This is a genomic window from Micromonospora sp. NPDC050784, from assembly GCF_044456765.1.
Taxonomy (GTDB): domain Bacteria; phylum Actinomycetota; class Actinomycetes; order Mycobacteriales; family Micromonosporaceae; genus Micromonospora; species Micromonospora foliorum.
The window spans coordinates 355320-372131 of record NZ_JBITGG010000004.1 but is presented as its reverse complement, the minus strand read 5'-3'; the positions used below and the strand labels follow the sequence as shown (position 1 = coordinate 372131).

Annotated in this window: 15 protein-coding genes; 6 read left to right on the top strand and 9 right to left on the bottom strand. The window is 66.4% G+C overall.

All coding sequences use genetic code 11. The annotated features are described in order from the left end of the window. Nucleotides 1-23: 23 nt before the first annotated feature. From ACIBD9_RS08095 to ACIBD9_RS08085, 3 genes are read right to left on the bottom strand one after another with little or no spacing between them, the layout of a single operon-like run. A complete protein-coding gene (locus ACIBD9_RS08095; RefSeq protein WP_396715636.1) occupies nucleotides 24-2165 on the bottom strand; it encodes a hypothetical protein in 2142 nt (713 codons plus the stop codon). Then, on the bottom strand, nucleotides 2162-3151 hold the full coding sequence (locus ACIBD9_RS08090; protein ID WP_396715634.1) for a PD-(D/E)XK motif protein: 990 nt from the start codon (nucleotides 3149-3151) through the stop codon (nucleotides 2162-2164). The genes ACIBD9_RS08095 and ACIBD9_RS08090 overlap by 4 nt, the downstream gene beginning before the upstream one ends. Next, the gene (locus tag ACIBD9_RS08085) at nucleotides 3148-5817 is read right to left on the bottom strand and encodes a Z1 domain-containing protein (RefSeq protein WP_396715632.1); all 2670 of its coding nucleotides are present in this window, start codon (nucleotides 5815-5817) and stop codon (nucleotides 3148-3150) included. Before ACIBD9_RS08085 ends, ACIBD9_RS08090 begins: the two co-directional genes overlap by 4 nt. 807 nt (nucleotides 5818-6624) lie before the next feature. Here ACIBD9_RS08085 and dcm point away from each other — a divergent pair. Continuing rightward, a complete protein-coding gene (gene dcm, locus ACIBD9_RS08080; RefSeq protein ID WP_396715630.1) occupies nucleotides 6625-8577 on the top strand; it encodes a DNA (cytosine-5-)-methyltransferase in 1953 nt (650 codons plus the stop codon). Here the strand turns inward: dcm and ACIBD9_RS08075 are convergent. The 4 genes from ACIBD9_RS08075 to ACIBD9_RS08060 all read right to left on the bottom strand — a co-directional run bounded on the left by ACIBD9_RS08075 (nucleotide 8567) and on the right by ACIBD9_RS08060 (nucleotide 12493). Further along, nucleotides 8567-9835: an ATP-binding protein gene (locus tag ACIBD9_RS08075; protein ID WP_396715628.1), complete on the bottom strand. Its 1269-nt coding sequence runs from the start codon at nucleotides 9833-9835 to the stop codon at nucleotides 8567-8569. The genes dcm and ACIBD9_RS08075 overlap by 11 nt on opposite strands. A 376-nt stretch (nucleotides 9836-10211) precedes the next feature. Continuing rightward, nucleotides 10212-10697: a very short patch repair endonuclease gene (locus tag ACIBD9_RS08070; protein WP_396715626.1), complete on the bottom strand. Its 486-nt coding sequence runs from the start codon at nucleotides 10695-10697 to the stop codon at nucleotides 10212-10214. Between the two features lie 370 nt (nucleotides 10698-11067). Beyond that, complete coding sequence (locus tag ACIBD9_RS08065) at nucleotides 11068-12240, bottom strand: HNH endonuclease (RefSeq protein ID WP_396715624.1); 1173 nt, start codon at nucleotides 12238-12240, stop codon at nucleotides 11068-11070. Next, the gene (locus ACIBD9_RS08060) at nucleotides 12227-12493 is read right to left on the bottom strand and encodes a GntR family transcriptional regulator (RefSeq protein WP_396715622.1); all 267 of its coding nucleotides are present in this window, start codon (nucleotides 12491-12493) and stop codon (nucleotides 12227-12229) included. Before ACIBD9_RS08060 ends, ACIBD9_RS08065 begins: the two co-directional genes overlap by 14 nt. A gap of 475 nt (nucleotides 12494-12968) precedes the next feature. Here ACIBD9_RS08060 and ACIBD9_RS08055 point away from each other — a divergent pair, with 475 nt between their 5' ends. Genes ACIBD9_RS08055 through ACIBD9_RS08040 form a run of 4 tightly spaced genes read left to right on the top strand, consistent with a single transcriptional unit; the run spans nucleotide 12969 to nucleotide 14070 of the window. Further along, entirely contained in the window at nucleotides 12969-13133 is a 165-nt protein-coding gene (locus ACIBD9_RS08055) for a hypothetical protein (protein WP_396715620.1), read from the top strand. Further along, nucleotides 13130-13393 (top strand): DivIVA domain-containing protein, encoded by a 264-nt coding sequence (locus ACIBD9_RS08050; RefSeq protein WP_396715618.1) that lies wholly within the window; start codon nucleotides 13130-13132, stop codon nucleotides 13391-13393. Before ACIBD9_RS08055 ends, ACIBD9_RS08050 begins: the two co-directional genes overlap by 4 nt. Continuing rightward, nucleotides 13390-13653, top strand: coding sequence for a hypothetical protein (locus tag ACIBD9_RS08045; RefSeq protein ID WP_396715616.1), 264 nt, complete (start codon nucleotides 13390-13392; stop codon nucleotides 13651-13653). Before ACIBD9_RS08050 ends, ACIBD9_RS08045 begins: the two co-directional genes overlap by 4 nt. Nucleotides 13654-13662: 9 nt before the next feature. Further along, on the top strand, nucleotides 13663-14070 hold the full coding sequence (locus ACIBD9_RS08040) for a GIY-YIG nuclease family protein (protein ID WP_396715614.1): 408 nt from the start codon (nucleotides 13663-13665) through the stop codon (nucleotides 14068-14070). 133 nt (nucleotides 14071-14203) lie between these two features. Here the strand turns inward: ACIBD9_RS08040 and ACIBD9_RS08035 are convergent, their stop codons facing one another. After that, a complete protein-coding gene (locus tag ACIBD9_RS08035; RefSeq protein WP_396715612.1) occupies nucleotides 14204-14788 on the bottom strand; it encodes a flavoprotein in 585 nt (194 codons plus the stop codon). A gap of 219 nt (nucleotides 14789-15007) precedes the next feature. Here ACIBD9_RS08035 and ACIBD9_RS08030 point away from each other — a divergent pair, with 219 nt between their 5' ends. Continuing rightward, nucleotides 15008-16117 (top strand): FAD-binding oxidoreductase, encoded by a 1110-nt coding sequence (locus ACIBD9_RS08030; RefSeq protein ID WP_396715610.1) that lies wholly within the window; start codon nucleotides 15008-15010, stop codon nucleotides 16115-16117. 6 nt (nucleotides 16118-16123) lie between these two features. On the opposite strand, the gene ACIBD9_RS08025 is transcribed toward ACIBD9_RS08030, so the two are convergent. Beyond that, nucleotides 16124-16783, bottom strand: coding sequence for a DUF6308 family protein (locus ACIBD9_RS08025; RefSeq protein ID WP_396715608.1), 660 nt, complete (start codon nucleotides 16781-16783; stop codon nucleotides 16124-16126). Nucleotides 16784-16812 lie beyond the last annotated feature (29 nt).

Below are 16812 nucleotides of genomic sequence, written 5' to 3'. Positions count from 1 at the left end.
TGGGTAGAGCCGTATTCTCGCCATCAGTATTCCACCAGTCGCGTCTGTACATCGATCGCCAGATCAGACCGCGAGTCGAAGGTGTACTGGAATCTCTCGTGCTGGCGGATGCGCTGCGGCTGCGGGTCGAAGGGCCCGTCGGGTCGGTCGTGCCAGCCGAGGATCCGGACGGCGGAGTCGTCGGCGAGGCTGCCACCGTCAACGCCTACCTGCACGTTGACCTCGACCATGGCACCGCCGACCGCCACATCCGCGAGCTTCACATCAAGGGTCGTTCGGAGCCATCCGGGTTCGGGAGCCGGCGCTTGAGCTGTATCGACTAGCTCCACTCGAGGTCGTACCGGGCGCCGGTTGCCGCCGCGAGTGGCACGACCGCCCTGGGCGGTACCGCGAGACCCGGTTCCGGCACCGCCCTGGTCCTCGTCAGAGGACGGATCCTGATGCACGGAGATGGTTCCGTCAGCGCCGGCGACCAGGCCGGCCAGCATGTCGCCGATGTGGGCCACCGACGAGACCTCTTCCGCGGCCGATCGGTCACGGGTGCGCGGCACGAGCCACTCGTCAGCAGCCTCCCTGATGCGTTGCAGCGCCACGTTCACCTGCCGCCGCCGCGCCTTTTCCTTCACCGCCTTCGGTATCCAGTCGTCGTGTGCTGGTGGTTCCGCCATGGCGAAGGAGTCGTCGACGTCGGCCACGGGCTTGAACACGCCGGCCCACTGGAATCCCTCGACGTCGAGCTCCCGTCGCTCCAGCTGTTTGACCACCAACTCCGCCTGGTGACGCATCAGCGTTATGGAGTGGGACGGCGATCTCGTCCCGCGAGGGCTGGGGTACCGCGTGAGGGCAAGGTGACCGAGAAGGGTCGAGGGTAGTTTGCACCAGATCTCGTGCACCGTGACCGGATAGGGCGACGCAGGTGTGGCTCGTCCGTGGGTGGATTGAGCGGCCCGGACGGCGAGCAGGCACCGGGCGTGTCCGCTGAGTTCTGGGTGGTCCTCGATCGAGGGTAGCCGCACCGGCTGACCGTCGAGCTCGACGGAGATTCGCATCCGCGTACGGTTGCCGTCATGGGCCACGAGCTTCGGCCACAGGTTCCAGGTGACGGCGTCGGCCAGCCGCTGTACGTCCTCCTCTCGGTCGGCCCCACCCAGCTGTGGATCGAGGATGATGATGCTCGTGCCCGTGCTGCGATCCGGATAGCGTCCAGCAAAGACCGCCTGAGCGAGATCGCGTGCGCCCTCTCCCACCGCAGGCTCCACGCGATCGGCAGCGGGGATGCCGACACCCCACCAGTGCCGTCCGGTGTAGCGGTGCCCGTCGTGGTCGAAGCCATCGCTCATAGCGCTTCCGATCAGTCGGTGTTCCAGGCCGTTGCGCCCCTCACAGCGTGACCAGATAAGAACCGCGCCGACACTGCTCGTGACGTACGCGATCGTCTTGCCGAAGCCGTAGGTTCCGGCTCCGAGATGTACATCACGAGGCGCGCCGATGTTGAACACCAGATCGATGAAGTTAGTGTCCTCGCCTTGATCCACCATTCGGTCGTTGCGTATGGGGCCGGTCAGGCCGACGGTTCCCCGGTCGGAGATCTCTAGGACCCACAACTCGTCGCGGGTGAGCAGTTCGGGAAGGCCAGTGCGCGGTGCGTCGCCAGTGAAGATCCGCTCACGCAGAAAGTCCAGCCCTACCGCGTCCAGCCGGCGCAAGTTGAGGGTGAAATCAATCTCCGTGGACGCCCCGCGGGCGTCCCAACTGTTCTGGGCAGTCTCCCGCACCAGCACCCACGTCGGATCGAGGTTCGGCGTCCCCAGCAGACGCCGGGCCCCGACCCCGTCGATATCACCCGGTCCGAATCTCTTGGGAAACCAGTCGAGGGTCTGCCTGGGTGGGTGAGGCCGGAGTCTGACGGAGGAATCGGTCCACACGTCCTCGGCTTCTTGCGCTTCGCGAGTCGCGGCGGCCGCGACGCCCTCGGCGGCAGTGACTGCCTGGTCGAAGTCTCCGCCGGACTGCATGGTCGCCTTGGCCAGCTCCCACGGTCGACCGGATGCGGGCAGACCGTGGGCTCGGAGGTATGCGGCAAGAACTGTGTTCACGGTGATCTCACGACCGAAAAAGTGCTCGCGCACTGGTTCCAGGGCCCGTCTGAGCTCGGCATCGGTCATCCGGCGGTCACCCACCTGGCGATGAGCTGCTCGAACTGCACATCCGACAGCCGGGGTGGCGCGGAATCCACGAGCAACTCATATCTGATCCGGCTGACCCCCCTCAGCCGGTCCTCACTGAAGTCACTCCGGCGCAGACCGGGGAAGGACTCTCCGACCTCCCATGCGCGGACCGATCGCACGACGAATCTGTCGTTGCTGACCACACCGCTCTCGTACACGTACCCGACCTGACTTATTCGCGCTAGGAGTGCACTGCGCGGGACGCCCAGGCTGATCAGCGCATCGATCCGTTCGTCCAGGCTTGGGCCGGTAGGGTCCTCCCGGGCATGAACGACCACGAGGTGCAGCACCTCGACCAGTGATGAGTCCAACTGGTCGAGGTTCGAGATCGATACCGAGGACCCGTCCACCGAGGTCACCGTCTTCACCTCGATCGCATGGCCGCCCCGCACCAGATCGTGGGCACCCCTGTCGGGGCCTCTCCATGCGTCCAGCGCGCCCGCGGCGTCATGACGGGCAAGTAACCGTAGGACCTCCAGCTCACCGACCAGTCCGACCACTACGTCCCGAGACACGCCCTGGGTGGCTGCGCGCAGCAGGGCACGCCACTCGTCCAATACACGACGGCACGTGGCGACCGGAGCACTCGCGTCGACCAGCAGCCGACTGATGACGTCCTCCGCAAGACGCTCAAACACGAGCCCGAGTGAGGCGATCTGGCAGTGGATGTCTAGATAGGCGATGTCGCCGGTGCTCATTCGCAGAGCCCTCGGCCGCAGGGTCACGCCCTGACTGGCGTCATCGCTCTCGACCCGCGCGTCGGCCAACGGGATGAGCAGGTGTCTCTGATGGGCGGCGTCGACCGCGATCAGTACCTCGTGTCCCTCCACGAGTAGACCGACCGGACGCGTGAGCAGTGCGCTGCCGGCAACTTGACGGCTCTCCGCCTCTAGAAGGACGAAGTGCTCCGCGACGTCGGTCATGATCGGACTACTACTTTCTCGCCATCGATCGTGTGGCTGCCCTCCCGGTCCACGGGTAGGTCTTCGTCATCATCGGTCGCCGAGACCTCCCAGTCGGGGTGCACCGAGTAGTAGGTTCCCTCGTCGGAATATCCCTCCCGCTCGACCTCGGGGAAGATGAGGCCCAAGCCCATCAGATGGTCCGGCGCTTCCATCGGCCGGCGACTGTCGGTCTTCCGTGCCGCCCCAAGTGGGATCGAGTGCCGGCTGACAGGGTAGAGGATCACCAGTCCACGACCATTGCACAACTGGCGGCGCACCTGGCGCGGATCACTCGTCGCCTCCCCGAGTTCCCTGACCACATCCGGTGCCAGATCTGCGAACCAGTCGCTGTGGGACAGGAGCGCCTTGATGTTCGCCTGGCCCACCGCTGAGGTGCGAAGAGGGGCACGGTTCACCGTGGGCACGCGCTGGGAGAGACCGAGGTCGACGTCCCCGAGATCGACTGGCTGGTCGTCTTCGGTGCGATGTACCTTCTTGCTGCCGATTACCACAACGTTCCACAGATTGTCGGGTGCGGCCCGGTCGATCCAACCGATCATGTGATCCCGGCGCAGACCCACCTGCTCCGGATGGAACTGGTACGCCTGGAGCAGTGACGTGACCAGCTTGGGAGAGACATCCCGGAAGGACCACCGCGCCGTAGACGGAGAAGCCTCCTCTGTCGTGGTCCCACGGCACCCGACGATGAAATCGGTGAATGCGGCATGGTTGGCGGCAATCGTCTCCACATCGGTTTCGTCAAAGATGAACGTCTGCAGCCGCTCACCCGCATACGACACCCGGACAATGTCGGCGTGCTGCATCTTGTTACGGGCGACAATCGCCAGCCGCCCGGGATGCGCCCGCACGCGCACACCAAGCTGGCGCGGTGTCACCTTCATCCGCTCCATGTGCCGCATGTCCTGACGGATCTCATGCTCGACCAGCGCCAGGAACCTGTAGTCCTCTGCGAGGCCGGCCTGCATCCAGATCCGCGGCAGATCCTCGTACCCGGGCCGATAACCGAACCAGCGTCCCATCTGCAGAAGCGTGTCGTAGGTGTTCGACGTCCTGGTGAAGTACGAAACCACCAGACCCTCCAGCGTCAGGCCCCGGGAGAGCGTTCCGCCGCCGACAGCCACCACCGTCTCCGCCAGGGCTTGGCCGTCAGAGCCGATCCGGTCGTAGTCAAGCCGGTCATCCGAGAATCCGTTGTCGACGACTACCCGGACGGCCTTGAGCACATCACCGAGCTCCGCCTCGACCTGCGTCCAGTCTGGGAGCGGTTTGGTCGCCACCTCCTCCGCACGTGTTCCTTCCCGCAGGTAGGAGTTACGGAGATCCGCGCGGCGGCCATGCTGCCAGGCCGTATGTATGGTGGCCAGCTTGTCGTCGAGGCGCCGTTTCATGGCGAAGTGTGGCGTCGTGTAGTGGGTGTTGTGGATCAACATTGAGCTGTGGGCGGTCCTCTGCCCACGGGCCCGGCGGATCGCCGTGGCGACCAAGAACCAGTGCACCGCATCGACCAGCGAGGTCGGTAGCTCGGGATCGAAATCCTCGCGTTCGTCCTTCTTGCTCGGCGGCTTGAGCTCTTCGGCGTCCTCCTCGGGGATGTCGCGTACCATGTCTAGCCCCGGATCCGGTACGTCGGCATCGTCGAGTGGCTCGCGGCCGAAAAGCCGCTCCGCACCGAAGTACGCTTCTGGCCTGGGCAGGTCGATGATGAAATCCGCTGGATAGAGCTCCTGCTCGTCGTCCGGATCCATGAAGATGTTCGCGAACGGGGTTGCTGTGTAGCCGAGATATGTCCCCGTGGGAATCGCGGCCCAAATCTCCCGCACCAACGCATTGATCCGGGTCTGCCGATCCTTCGCGGAGGCCGAATTCGGCGTGGCCTGATCGGCCTCGTCGTCGAGCAGCAACACCGGCACCCGACGTCGGATGTCCTCCGGAATGTCCCGCAGCCAGTCCCGTAGGGACCTCAGCCGGGACTGGTTCTTCTTCACCACAGCAATCGACTTCACGCCACGTGCCAGGAAAGCCGAGCCCTTCGTCACTTTGCCGAAGTCGGCATCCCTCGTCGTCAACGGCACCCAGTCGTGGTCCACGATGTCACGCGACAGTCTCACCTGGGTCTGGTGACGAAGATTGTCGAACATTCCCGACAGGACGATAAACAATCCATAACCGGCGTCGGCGGCCTTCGCCATCACCGCCGTGTAGTTTGCCGTCTTTCCCGACTGGACATAGCCGACCACGAGTCCGCGCTTGTGTAGCCCGTGGACTGCAGGGTCGGCCAGGTTTGCCACAACCTTCGTCGATGCCGCGTCAATCTCGTCGAGCACATCACTCATCGGGCTGGACTCGAGCCGCGCGCGTAACCGCGGCCAGAGCTCGTCACCGGCCTCGGGGCCGGAGTACCAACCCGAGAGCCGGGCCTCATCCACCGTCTCGGCCATCACCCCTGGAGGAGAGTCCAGCAGCTTGTTGCGTGCGCCCTCACGTCGGATATTTTCGACCACCTGATCAAGGTCCGACAGGGCGATGTTGAACCCGCGGGCGATAGAATCAGCTGCCTGCTCGATCGACTCCCCGTGGCGCCGCATTCTGTCAATCATCGTCTGACGGATTACCGTCTCGTCCATCCCTTAACCCCTCAACGGATTTCCCTCAGAGCGGCACCCGAACGTCCAGCGGCCCGCACAAACCACCTTGAGCCACGTTCAGGTTAGTCGGCGGCATCTGGGCGGTCACGTGGCAGTTTGTCGCCAGTCCAGACAGGACAACGCCCCCGGAGAGACGCCCGGCGGTCAGATACACGCCGCCCAGAACGGGAGTGCCGCCGATGACCACCCTCGCCGGCATCCCGCTGGCCGGGCACAGCCTGACGCGCCCCACCAAGTTGCCCGTGCCGGCCCGGGGCCCCCATGGCTCCGGCATGCGCCGGCGCGTGACCGTCCGAGTCCTCGCCGACGTCTCCGGATACCTGCTCGGGGCCCCACTCATGCGGCCCGGCCTGGCACAAGCTGACGATGGCCCTCATCCATGAGTTCATAAACGTCCCGGCCAGCCCAACGCGCTGACCCATGCGCGGCCCTGTGCCACAGGCCGCTGGCACGGTAGACGAGCCGCACATCATGGTCGGACTTGTGAGGGGCACCCAGTTCTCCGGAGGATCGCTAGTCAGGAGACGGTACGCACCGACTCGGTCACTGACAGCGTCAACCTTCCATGAAAGAACAGGACCGGCAAGACCCTGCGGGCTGAGCCGTGATCACCGCATCGGTCCTGTTCCGGGTCCCCCGAATCGACGTGACCCGTCCGCAGCCCGATGAGTCTCGTCGGAACCTGTGGCACAGGCCGTCGCGACAACACCCGGGCAGCCGACGCACCGCGTCGGCCGCAGAGGTAACCTGCCCAGGAGATTCTGAGCATTGGGGGAGGTGACAGGGGTGACGGACGACACCGTCGAACGGCGGCGGGCAGGCTACGGCGTCAAGCTCGTGCGCGGCCCGTTCGTCCGTCTTGCGCCGCACCCCGAGGCGTGCGCGGACGACAACGAGTTCCTCCGCTTCGCCGCCGCGTGTCGTGAGCGAGGTGAGCGGCTGGCAGCGGACCTGTTCAGCGGCGCTGGCGGCCTGAGTCTTGGTCTCACCGAGGCCGGGTTTCGTGTGGTCCTGTCGGCCGACCGAGACCCCGAGTCCGTCGAGACTCACCGACACCACTACCCGGGCCTCACCCTCGACTGCGACCTCGGAGAGTCCGCCAACGTTCGGCGGATCGCCGCGCTGGTCAAGGAGGCGGGGATCGAGCTGCTGGCCGGTGGCCCACCGTGCCAACCCTTTTCCCGGGCGGGCCGCTCACTAATCCGTCACCAGGTTCGCCACGGTCTTCGTCCGGCGCACGACGAACGCCGAGACCTCTGGCGTTCATTCCTGGAGGTCATCCAGCTGGCCGGGCCGGCCGCCGTGATCATGGAAAACGTCCCCGACATGGCACTCGACCGGGAGATGTTCATTCTCCGCACGATGGTGCACGAGCTGGAGTCGATTGGTTACGCAGTCGAAGAACGGGTCGTCGACACCCTCCGCTACGGGGTGCCTCAATTCCGCCAGCGGTTGATCCTGGTCGCCCTGCGAGATGGGATCGCCTTCGACTGGCCGCAGGAGGTACCGGACCGAGTGTCGGTGTGGAATGCGATCGGTGACCTACCTGAGGTCGAGGGCGGTTGGAGGCCGGAGGGCGGCGCGGACGGTTGGGCAGACTACGCCGGCCCTGCATCTGCATTCCAGAAGCAGATGCGTCAGGGTGTGGCACCGGCGGACACTGGCAAGGTTTATGACCACATCACGCGGCCCGTACGCGAAGACGACCAGCGCGCCTTCGACATGATGGATGCGGGAACCAGGTACTCAGACCTACCCGAGGACGTCAAGCGCTACCGTGACGACATTTTCGACGATAAGTACAAACGCTTGAGTGAGGACACCTACTCCCGCACCATCACCGCGCACATCGCCAAGGACGGTTACTGGTACATCCATCCCCGCCAGGACCGGACACTGACCGTGCGGGAGGCAGCGCGCCTGCAGACCTTCCCCGACTGGTTCCGCTTCGCCGGTCCGCCCTCGGCTGCGTTCCGCCAGATTGGCAACGCCGTGCCTCCGGCGCTCGGCGCCCAGCTCGGGCGCGCGGTCATGTCAGCGCTGGACGCCGCCAAGCCAGCTCCCTACCGCAGCCGCGACATAGCCCGAGCTCTCGCCACCTGGTTCGACAACCTCGCCGAGCCGGCCCTCCCGTGGTTGCGCGCCGGTACGCGGTGGCAGGTTATCTCCGCGGAGATGCTTCTCGACCGGGCGGTCCCCGAGCAGGTCCAAATTCTCTGGCCACTGCTCGAACGGTGGGCGCAGCCGCAGGACACCGTCGACGCCGGCGACGAGCTCGTTGAGATCGGCCGGTGGATCAACCGCGAGCATCGCGCGGAGCGACTGCTCGAACTGGCGCGCACGCTCGCCTCGCAACCGGACCTGCTTGACGACGGCAAGGTCCACAGCCTTAGCGGGGTCGACGCCTCGGTGATCGATCTCGCCGTCCTCGCGATTCCAGCGCGCGACGAGGACAACGCGGAGGAACCAGTCCTCATCACCAAAGGTACTCACCGCGTCGCCGCCCGCTTCACTGGTGAGCATGTCGAACGCAGCAATAGGATGACCGCTGGGCGTCTGGCCGTTGCCCGGATGATCGGCGATGACACCGACGTGCGGCGAGCACACCTTGGCCTGATCGAGCTGGCCACCTCGATCTGCCGCCCCACCGATCCCGCCTGTGTCCGTTGCCCGCTCAGCGAGGCATGCAGTGAGGCGGCCAGACGCGGCACCGAGCGGCAGCAGGTGGTCAGCCCCTGAAGCCGAGCGCCGCGGCGACGTCGGGGGCTTCGGCCCGCAACGTCTCTCCAATGCGCTGCAGGGCCGCATACTCACCGGCATGCATCGCCGCGGCGCGCAGCGCCAGTCCGACGACCGGCATGGGAGGAGTCGTTCCCGACGCCTCAGCTCGGGACACTGCCGCCAGCTGCTCAGAGCCGATCGAAGGCGCTGAGGTAACCCGTGAGTTCTTGCGGTAGGCATCGTCCGCCCGCATACACAGCTCGTGCACCGGGCGCTCGAGTAGCTGACGTAGCTGCGGTGGCATCGCGACCCTGATCTTCGCCACATTGATGTTGAACATGATGTCGAGGTCGGTGTCGAAGTGCAGCGACGCTCGCGCGAGTTTGGTGTGCTCGTCGATGCCGCGCATGCCGTTCCAGCCGCCCCACTGGACGAGCCGCTGGGCACGGTAGATGTACAGGCCCTGCTGACGGTTCCAGTTCAGCGGCCCCGACAGCCGCTCGAACTCCGCCTGCGAGGTGAACTGGTCCCGAGACGGCAGGACGTATCGCTGCAGAGTCACCGTGCCGGTGGCCTCGCCGACGGTTACCTCGAAACGGAGTGGGGGAAGCGCCTCCCGCGCCGGCTCATTCGGAGCGAACGGGTTCCACGGCCGGACCTTCTCGCCGTTGACCGTGATCACAAGCCCGGGCCCGACCTCGCCTTCGAGAAAACGGTGGAAGACCGTACCCAGGTGGTCCGCTGTTCTGCCCGCAAGCGCCTCCAGCCGCCGGCGCGCCCACCCACCCTCCGGCTTGCGCTCTGGCAGGACGCGGTCAAGGCCGCGCCAGAGCACCACGGTCCCACCAGCGTCCGCCACCACCTCTCGGGCGCGAGCGACCTGCTGGTCGTTGGCAGGTTCGGCCACTACCCAGTCATCTACCTCGGCGATGAGGTCGAGGTCGATCATCCGCGACACGGTGCGGGCGTTAGCCGCTCTTCGCCGGCTGATGACGGTGAGGGATCGGCACTGTGAGAGCGAAGCGGTCTTCAAGCCCAATCCGTACCGGCCGAGGTCGCCCCGACCGTAGTCGCGTCGGCTGCCGTAGCGCAGCGCCTCCAACAGGCCATTGGCACTCATACCCTCGCCGTCGTCAGCGATCATCACCCACGAATCGGCCCCCTCGAACACGATGTCGATCTCGACGCGGCTTGCGCCCGCAGCGACGCTGTTGTCGACCACGTCAGCTACCGCGGTCGGGAAGTCGTAGCCGATGTCACGCAGCGAGTCAGTCAACCGGGCAGCAGATGGGGCAACGCTGTATAGGTTCCGCACGCTCACGACGCTTTCTCCGTTCCGACAACGACGATGGGGACCAGGATGTCACACTCTCCTGGCTGCCGTCCCATGGGACGCACCTGACTTCCTACGACCAACCTGCGGACGGCACGACGAGCTCCTCCTGCAAGTTGCTCGGATGCAAGCCTCGAGCTTCCGGGGATTCATCTCCGTCGGCCAGAGATGGAACTCACCACGAACGCTCCTGAATGATGCCCCACCAGCAGACACGCAAGAAACTAGAACATGCGTCCGACTGTTCCGTTGGCCCGCCACCTCTCTGCCGGGTGCTGGCGGCTGTGGACAAACCAGGCTGTCGGTCCTGCCTTGGGGCTCACTTTGCAGTGGGCGGGACCCACGACGGCCCGCGCACCTCCCGGGCAACCCGGAGAGCCGCCTCCCCGGCACCGCGTCGCACCTCGCACTCCCACACTCTGACCACTCGCCAGCCGGCCTCACCCAACTCCGTAACCACCCGCTGATCACGCACCCTGTTCGTAGCGATCTTCGCTGCCCATCTCTGTGCGTTGGGGCCCTTGAAGCGGGAGGGACCATGCTGCGGGCAGCCGTGCCAGAAGCAGCCATCGACGAACACTGCGACACGCGGACCAGGGAATACCAAATCCGGTTTGCACCGATTCGCCAGAGTTCGCCCGAGTCGAAAGCGAAGGCCGAGAGCATGAACTGCCTGCCGCAGTGCAATCTCAGGGGCTGTATTCCGAGTGCGTCGCCCCCTCAGGTGTGATCCCTCGACCGTGGGAACCCACTCGCTATAATCCGCACTCTGCTTTGTGGAGCGGGGACGCTGAGGGTCGGTCATCAGACCGCTCGAAGGTGATGGGTGGCCCAAGCGCCCCGCACGCCAGCGTTCGATCCCCCTACAACCGGCTTGGTAGTCGGTCCATCAACGGGGGGTGCCGGGGTGATCACACAGGAAGGCAGTGTCGCAGCTGGGTGTCTTCGCAACGTCCTAATCCTTACCTGCGGCAACGTCTTATCGGCGGTACCGCACGCGCCTGCACGTCGATCTCGCAATGTGGTTGGCGGGGTGGTCCGGCACAGCTCCGGGTAGTTATGCATGCCGCGACCGTCGGAGCAACGCCCATTCGAGATACTGACACGGCCAACCACTGCGCGGAGCGTGTGTCCGGACCGCAGACCCATCGGCGACCGCCGTGGGTCATAGCCCGTCACAGCCTAGTGACCGGCATGCCATCCGGCCGGTCACCAAGTCGGGGATAATGGCCTTCTGCCGCTCGATCATTCAGTCGGCCACTACGTGCCGCGGTGTGTGGAGTTGTCGTCTCGTTGACCATGCATAGGCCATCTGGCCTTGCCCACGCCATGTCGGCGCTGCTTTTGGGTGCGGCCACGACTTCGCTGCCCGGGGCAGCCTCGTCTGCCGAACGATGACCTGCGCGGTGTTGATCCCAATGCTTTTCTACCCACGCGACATGCCCACGTCCCAAGCTCGTCCAGAGCTGCCGGCCACGCAGAGGCGCGTAACCCGGGTACCTAAGCAGCTCATCTCGCAGGCTGATCGTCAGGGTGCGTGGGTCGACAGCGATGTCTCCTTGATCGAACAGGCGGTGAACATCCCGCCTGAGCAGTAGGCCGCCATCGTTATGGTGCTGGCCAACTGCTGCGTAGCTGTACAGATGAGCCGCCTCCAGTGCTCCGGCTGGGCAAGGTCCAGTGAAGGCGCACACTGACCCATGCGCGGCGAGCAAGCGTTCCCTGAAGCCAGCCTGGCCAATTCGAACGCGCACCCTTGCCTGCCGGTGTCCGCCTAAGTGCGACTGCGTCCACTGTGTCGCTTCGTCCAAGAAGGCTGCACCCTGCGTCCGGCCAACCTTGCGCAGTGCATTGGTAAACGCCTCCCAGCGCAGTGGCCGCATGCTGAGCTGCGACTTCGGGGAGAGGCAAAGGCTGCGCAGGGTTCGCCCGTCCAGGCACCGGCCGAGGTCAATCCAGTTGGCGTCATGACGTGAGCGGAAAGTCTCTACCCGTTTTACCTGCGTCAACGCCGTCGGGAAGGTGTCCGAGCAGGGGAAGCACCGAAACGGGGGGGATTCCCGTTTGCGTCTCTTGATGTTCGCGCCCTTACAGCGAGGGCACCGGTAGAGAATCTTCTCTGCGTAGCCGGTCTCGATCTCCTCAATCACCGAGCCGCCGATGACCGCTCGTTTGTCCCACAGGATGATTCGATCTCCCACAGCCACAGTCCGGGCGTTCGGAACGGTCTCGTCCCAGCTGTAATGGACGTCCGGGTCGTCGTCATAGCCGTCGTTGCCGCCATGCTGCCGTTCCGCACCGACAGCCAGCATCAGCCAGGCGCCCGGGGAGCCGTCAGGCATGCCCATGGGTCACCCCACCGCCGGCCTGCGGGAGGGCGACGAACACCCCTAAGCCTTGGTGGCCGTACAGCTCGCCGGTCTCGATGAGAATCGTGATGGCCTGGCGGACCGTGGATTGGCTGCCGACGTCGTACATATCGGCGAGCGCCTTGGTGGACGGCAGCTTGTGCCCGGGAGGCCACTCACCCGAGGCGATGCGCTCCCTGATGTCGGCGATGATCCGCCGGTAGTGCGGCTCGAACTTCCGTGGTGCGGGCATGCAAAGTACTCCCAGCTAGGCCCGTCCATCAGACCACGCGAGCCGGGAGAACTTCAAGAGCAACGTTGACTTTACCAGTAACGTCGGTAAACTGCGGAGGCGAGGAAACACCCCAGCTAGGCACTGCGGTGGCTCCTTCGTCGGAGCGGCACTCCTCGCCAGCCGAATCCCCCGATAGGTGCCGGTGAGCGGGCTGCTCCGACGTGCAAAAGCTTCACGACCCCCTGTCCCACGAAGGTGCAGAAGACAGGGCCTCCGGCAGTTAGACAGCAGCCGGAAACAGGCAGGCCGGGGTGGGTGCTGGGCTCCGGCCGGTACGGACGCGCGGTCGTACCGGCCGCCCCCGCCCGCCTCGGCGCCGCAAACAACCGTTCAAGGAGGGACATGGACTCGATCCGGCGAGATCCTCGGCGAACTACCCCTACCGCCCTACGTCACCGCCGAAGACGTCGGCTTCGCCGTCAAAGCCGTCACGGTGCACGCCGCCGAGCAATGGCCCGACGGTCAGGGGTGTCGCAACGACCGCGCACCCCACCCGTGCCGGCTGCACCGCTGGCGCCGCCGGGACCTCGACCGACGCGGCCTCACCGACCGGCAGATCGTCACGCTGATCGCCGAGCAGGAGGCGCCGCAGCGATGATCTACGTGACCGGCGAACGCCTGTATCCGCACCACGCCCGCGCCGCCTCCTTCGACACCCGCTGGCGCGGCCTCGAGCCCGCCCAAGTGCACGACTACCTCAACCGCGTAGCCGACGAACTCGAACGCCTGCACCGCGAGCTGACCACGGCGAACACCGAGGCCGAGCGCATCCGCCAGGCGCTGCGGCAGTGGCAGTCCCGACACACCGGCTGCCGTCACACAGATCCAGGTTCACCTAACAGCCGGTGGCAGCGATGACCTCACCCCGGTGGATCATCCACCTTCCCACGACCCTGACCAGCCTCGACGGGGCCATCATCCTGGCTGCAGCCCTGCGCGACTCGCTCGGCCACGTCACCGCTATCGACTTCGGCGAGACCACCCTTAGCGAGGAGGATCGCCAGTTCCTGCGCACCCGAACCTGGTGTGACGCCAAGCTCGACGGGGCCGCCCGCTGCCGACGCCGCGACGACCACGACGGCCCGTGCAGGGCCACGGATGAGGGCCCAGGCCGGTAGCGTCCGGGGATGCCCGACACCTCGCACGACGACTTGCTGGCCGGCTTCACGGCTCCCCGTCCATACACCATGGAGACCGTCGCCGACGCTCCCCGCGGCCCCGGCGTGCACGTGGTCCTCGACGGCGGCGTGGTCATCTACGTCGGCCGGACCAGGCGGGGTCTGAGGGATCGCCTCCGGCAGCACCTGACCGGCAACCGCGACTCGTCGGTGCTGCACGACCAGGTCGGCCAGCTCCTCGACACCCCGGACAACGCGGCGTCGGCCTCCGGCGTCGCCGACTGGCTGAGTCGGTGCGAGGTCCGCTGGCAGGAGACCGACAACCCGGAGGGTACGAAGGAAGCGCTGGTCGTCGCCCTCAAGCCGCGCTTCAACCGGCAGGTCCCGAAGCCACGTGACGCGAACGACGGTGAATAACCGAGCGGTGAGTGAGTGACTGCCCCAAGCCGGAACGGCTCCGGCCTCCAACCTTCAGCGCGGATCGATCTCCATACGCCCCGTCGAGAATGTCGAAGCGTGCCTTTGCTCTGGGCGTCGGGCGAGGCTGCGGTTAGGGGCCAGTCGTGTGGGGCGAGTTCGAGGGGCGCCCGTGGGATTCAACGTCGGTGACGTTGTTGTTCAAGCCGACCGCCGCCAGCAGCGCCTCGACGACCACGCCCCAACGTCCCGGCCCGTTCATCGGGTTCAGCGGCTTCTCATCAGCCACCACCACGCCGGCAGCCCGCAGCACCTTCAGGTGGCTGGCATAAGCCGGGTGGGCCCCCAGCTCCGCCTTGACGTGCGGAAACGCGATGATCGGCAACCCGGCCCCCAGCGACTCGTTGAGGACGCCGAGCGCCAGCGTGTCGTTGATGCCCAACGCCCACTTCGTCACCGTGTTGAACGTGACCGGCGCGGCCACCACCACATCAGCCGGCGGGTGCGGCTCCGGGTCGCCGGGCATCCGCCACTCCACCCGTACGAGATAGCCGGTCTTGTCTTGCAACGCCGCCCGGTCGAGCCATGTCGCCGCCGTGGGGCTGACGATCATGCACACCTGCCACCCGTCGGCGATCAGGAGGTCGACCAACTCGTCGACGTGTTCCGCCGGACCCGCGGCGCAGACGACCAGATACAGCACCGGACGTTCCGTCATGCCCGCAGTCTGCCCGATTCGACCGTCGCAACGTCGAGCGCATACCCATCGCGCATGCCGCCAACGATCACCGTGACATGCCGTCGTGCCTGGTCAGCCGCGACAGTCGACGCATGGCCCGGGGCGATGCCTTGTCGCGGAACTGCGCCGGCCCTCAACGGCGCAGCTCCGTCCCGCCCGCCCCGGTGCCAGCCCATGAATCAACGACTTGGAGCCCGCATGCCCACCGTGCACGACGACCACCAGGCCCGCGCGAGCCTGGCCGCCGCCTGGGAATCGGTCGACGTGCAGGCCGCCGGCGACTTCTGGTGCACCCTCGAAGACCGCCGACCCGGGCTGCTCCCACACCGCGATGCGCCGCTGTTCTTCACCGCGCTGGGCCGCCTCCTGGTCGGCGGCGGCGACCCGGCGAACCGGGCGGCGCTGCTCCTGGTGCTCGGCCGCGCGTACCGTCATCTCGACCTACTCCCGCACTCCACCACCATCGGCGACGCGCTGCTCGCGACGGTGGCCCGCCACGCGCGCCCACTATGGACGCCGCAGCTCACCATCGCCGCCGAGCGCGCCCTGTACCGCGCCACGCACGCCATCCGCCGCGCCGCCGCGCAGGCAGGCAACGGCCGGGCCTGGTGGCACGTCCAGGTGATCGGCCACGACCGGCCGTCGCCCGACATCGCCATCCTGACGGTACGTCCCTGGCGGCGACTGCCCTTCCAGCCAGGTCAGGCACTGCCGGTCTGCACGCCGCGCCTGCCTGGGCACTGGCGCTGGCTCTCACCGGCCAAGGCCCCACGCGCGGACGGCACCGTCGAGGTGCACGTCCGCGCCGTACTCGCCGGCACCGTCTCCCACCGCCTAGTCCATGAGGTACGCCCCGGCGAGCTGCTCTGGCTCGGCCCACCCGGCGACACCGGGCTGAGCCTCGACCCGGCGAGCACGAACGATCTGCTGCTCATCGCCGGTGGCACCGGCCTGGCGCCGCTGCGCGCCCTGGTCGAACAGGTCGCCGCCGCACCAGACGGCCGGCGGGTGACGCTGATCGTCGGCGCGCGCACCTTCACCGACCTGTACGACGCGATCGCCCTCGACAAGCTGCAATGCGCCCACGACTGGCTGACCATCGTGCCGGCCCTCTCCAACGACCCCTGCGCCGAGCCGGCCGAGCGGGGCGACGCCCTGACCATCGCCCTCCGTCATCATCGCCCTGACCAGGAGATATACGTCTGCGGACCACCCACGATGGTGGCCGCCGCGCGGCCACGTCTGCGTACCCTGGGCATCCCCGCCGCGCGGGTCCACCTGTCCGAGGGTGTCGCCAGTGATGGGTGAGCGCTCCTACGCGAACCGGGGCTGGTCGAGGGACCACGCGAGAACATCGATGATGCGTACGTCGGTGAGGCGGTTGGCTGCCTCGGCGACGAGCTGATCCGGGTGTTGGTTGGCGACCTGACGAAGCACCGTTAGCTTGTCGCTGGCCTGGACCAGGTCCCGCCGGTATGCCGCCCAGTAGGCCCGCCGCGGCGAAGTCTGGCTCTCAGGCAACCATCCGAGGTCCCGACGCGCCCGCTCGGCTGACTGTCGATAGAGCCCCAGCAGGCGACTGTCGAGGATGGGGAACAGCGCCGGACGCATGAGATACAGCGACTTGCTCACCTTGGCCACGGCGATGCCTCTCACCCGAGGGTGGGAGAAGTGTTGGTAGAGACGTACCGCGCGGACGTACAGATCATCGACGCCGAGCGGGTCGGCGTCTTTCAGGTGCGCGTCGACGGCGATATCCGACCAGGGGGCGGTCTCGCTTAGGCGGAGGAGGTGCAGCTCCTGCTCACGGCTGATCCGACTGCCCATCCATGGTGATCGAGTCGCTTTGATCAGCTGGGGTGTCAAGGTTGAACTCGTGCCAGCGAGCCAGTCGTAGTTGCGGATGGTGCCGCCATTCTGCCGGCAGTAGGCGATGAATGGACTCAGGGGATCGTCGATAATTCGGCCGGCCACCTCGATTGGCGGAACTCTTTGCATCAGTC

Bases quoted from the DNA above. Each gene is read 5' to 3' on its own strand.
- ACIBD9_RS08095 (WP_396715636.1), bottom strand. From the start codon at position 2,165: ATGACCGATGCCGAGCTCAGACGGGCCCTGGAACCAGTGCGCGAGCAC.
- ACIBD9_RS08090 (WP_396715634.1), bottom strand. From the start codon at position 3,151: ATGACCGACGTCGCGGAGCACTTCGTCCTTCTAGAGGCGGAGAGCCGT.
- ACIBD9_RS08085 (WP_396715632.1), bottom strand. From the start codon at position 5,817: ATGGACGAGACGGTAATCCGTCAGACGATGATTGACAGAATGCGGCGC.
- ACIBD9_RS08070 (WP_396715626.1), bottom strand. From the start codon at position 10,697: ATGACCGACCCTCAGCGTCCCCGCTCCACAAAGCAGAGTGCGGATTAT.
- ACIBD9_RS08065 (WP_396715624.1), bottom strand. From the start codon at position 12,240: ATGGGCATGCCTGACGGCTCCCCGGGCGCCTGGCTGATGCTGGCTGTC.
- ACIBD9_RS08060 (WP_396715622.1), bottom strand. From the start codon at position 12,493: ATGCCCGCACCACGGAAGTTCGAGCCGCACTACCGGCGGATCATCGCC.
- ACIBD9_RS08050 (WP_396715618.1), top strand. From the start codon at position 13,130: ATGATCTACGTGACCGGCGAACGCCTGTATCCGCACCACGCCCGCGCC.
- ACIBD9_RS08045 (WP_396715616.1), top strand. From the start codon at position 13,390: ATGACCTCACCCCGGTGGATCATCCACCTTCCCACGACCCTGACCAGC.
- ACIBD9_RS08040 (WP_396715614.1), top strand. From the start codon at position 13,663: ATGCCCGACACCTCGCACGACGACTTGCTGGCCGGCTTCACGGCTCCC.
- ACIBD9_RS08035 (WP_396715612.1), bottom strand. From the start codon at position 14,788: ATGACGGAACGTCCGGTGCTGTATCTGGTCGTCTGCGCCGCGGGTCCG.
- ACIBD9_RS08030 (WP_396715610.1), top strand. From the start codon at position 15,008: ATGCCCACCGTGCACGACGACCACCAGGCCCGCGCGAGCCTGGCCGCC.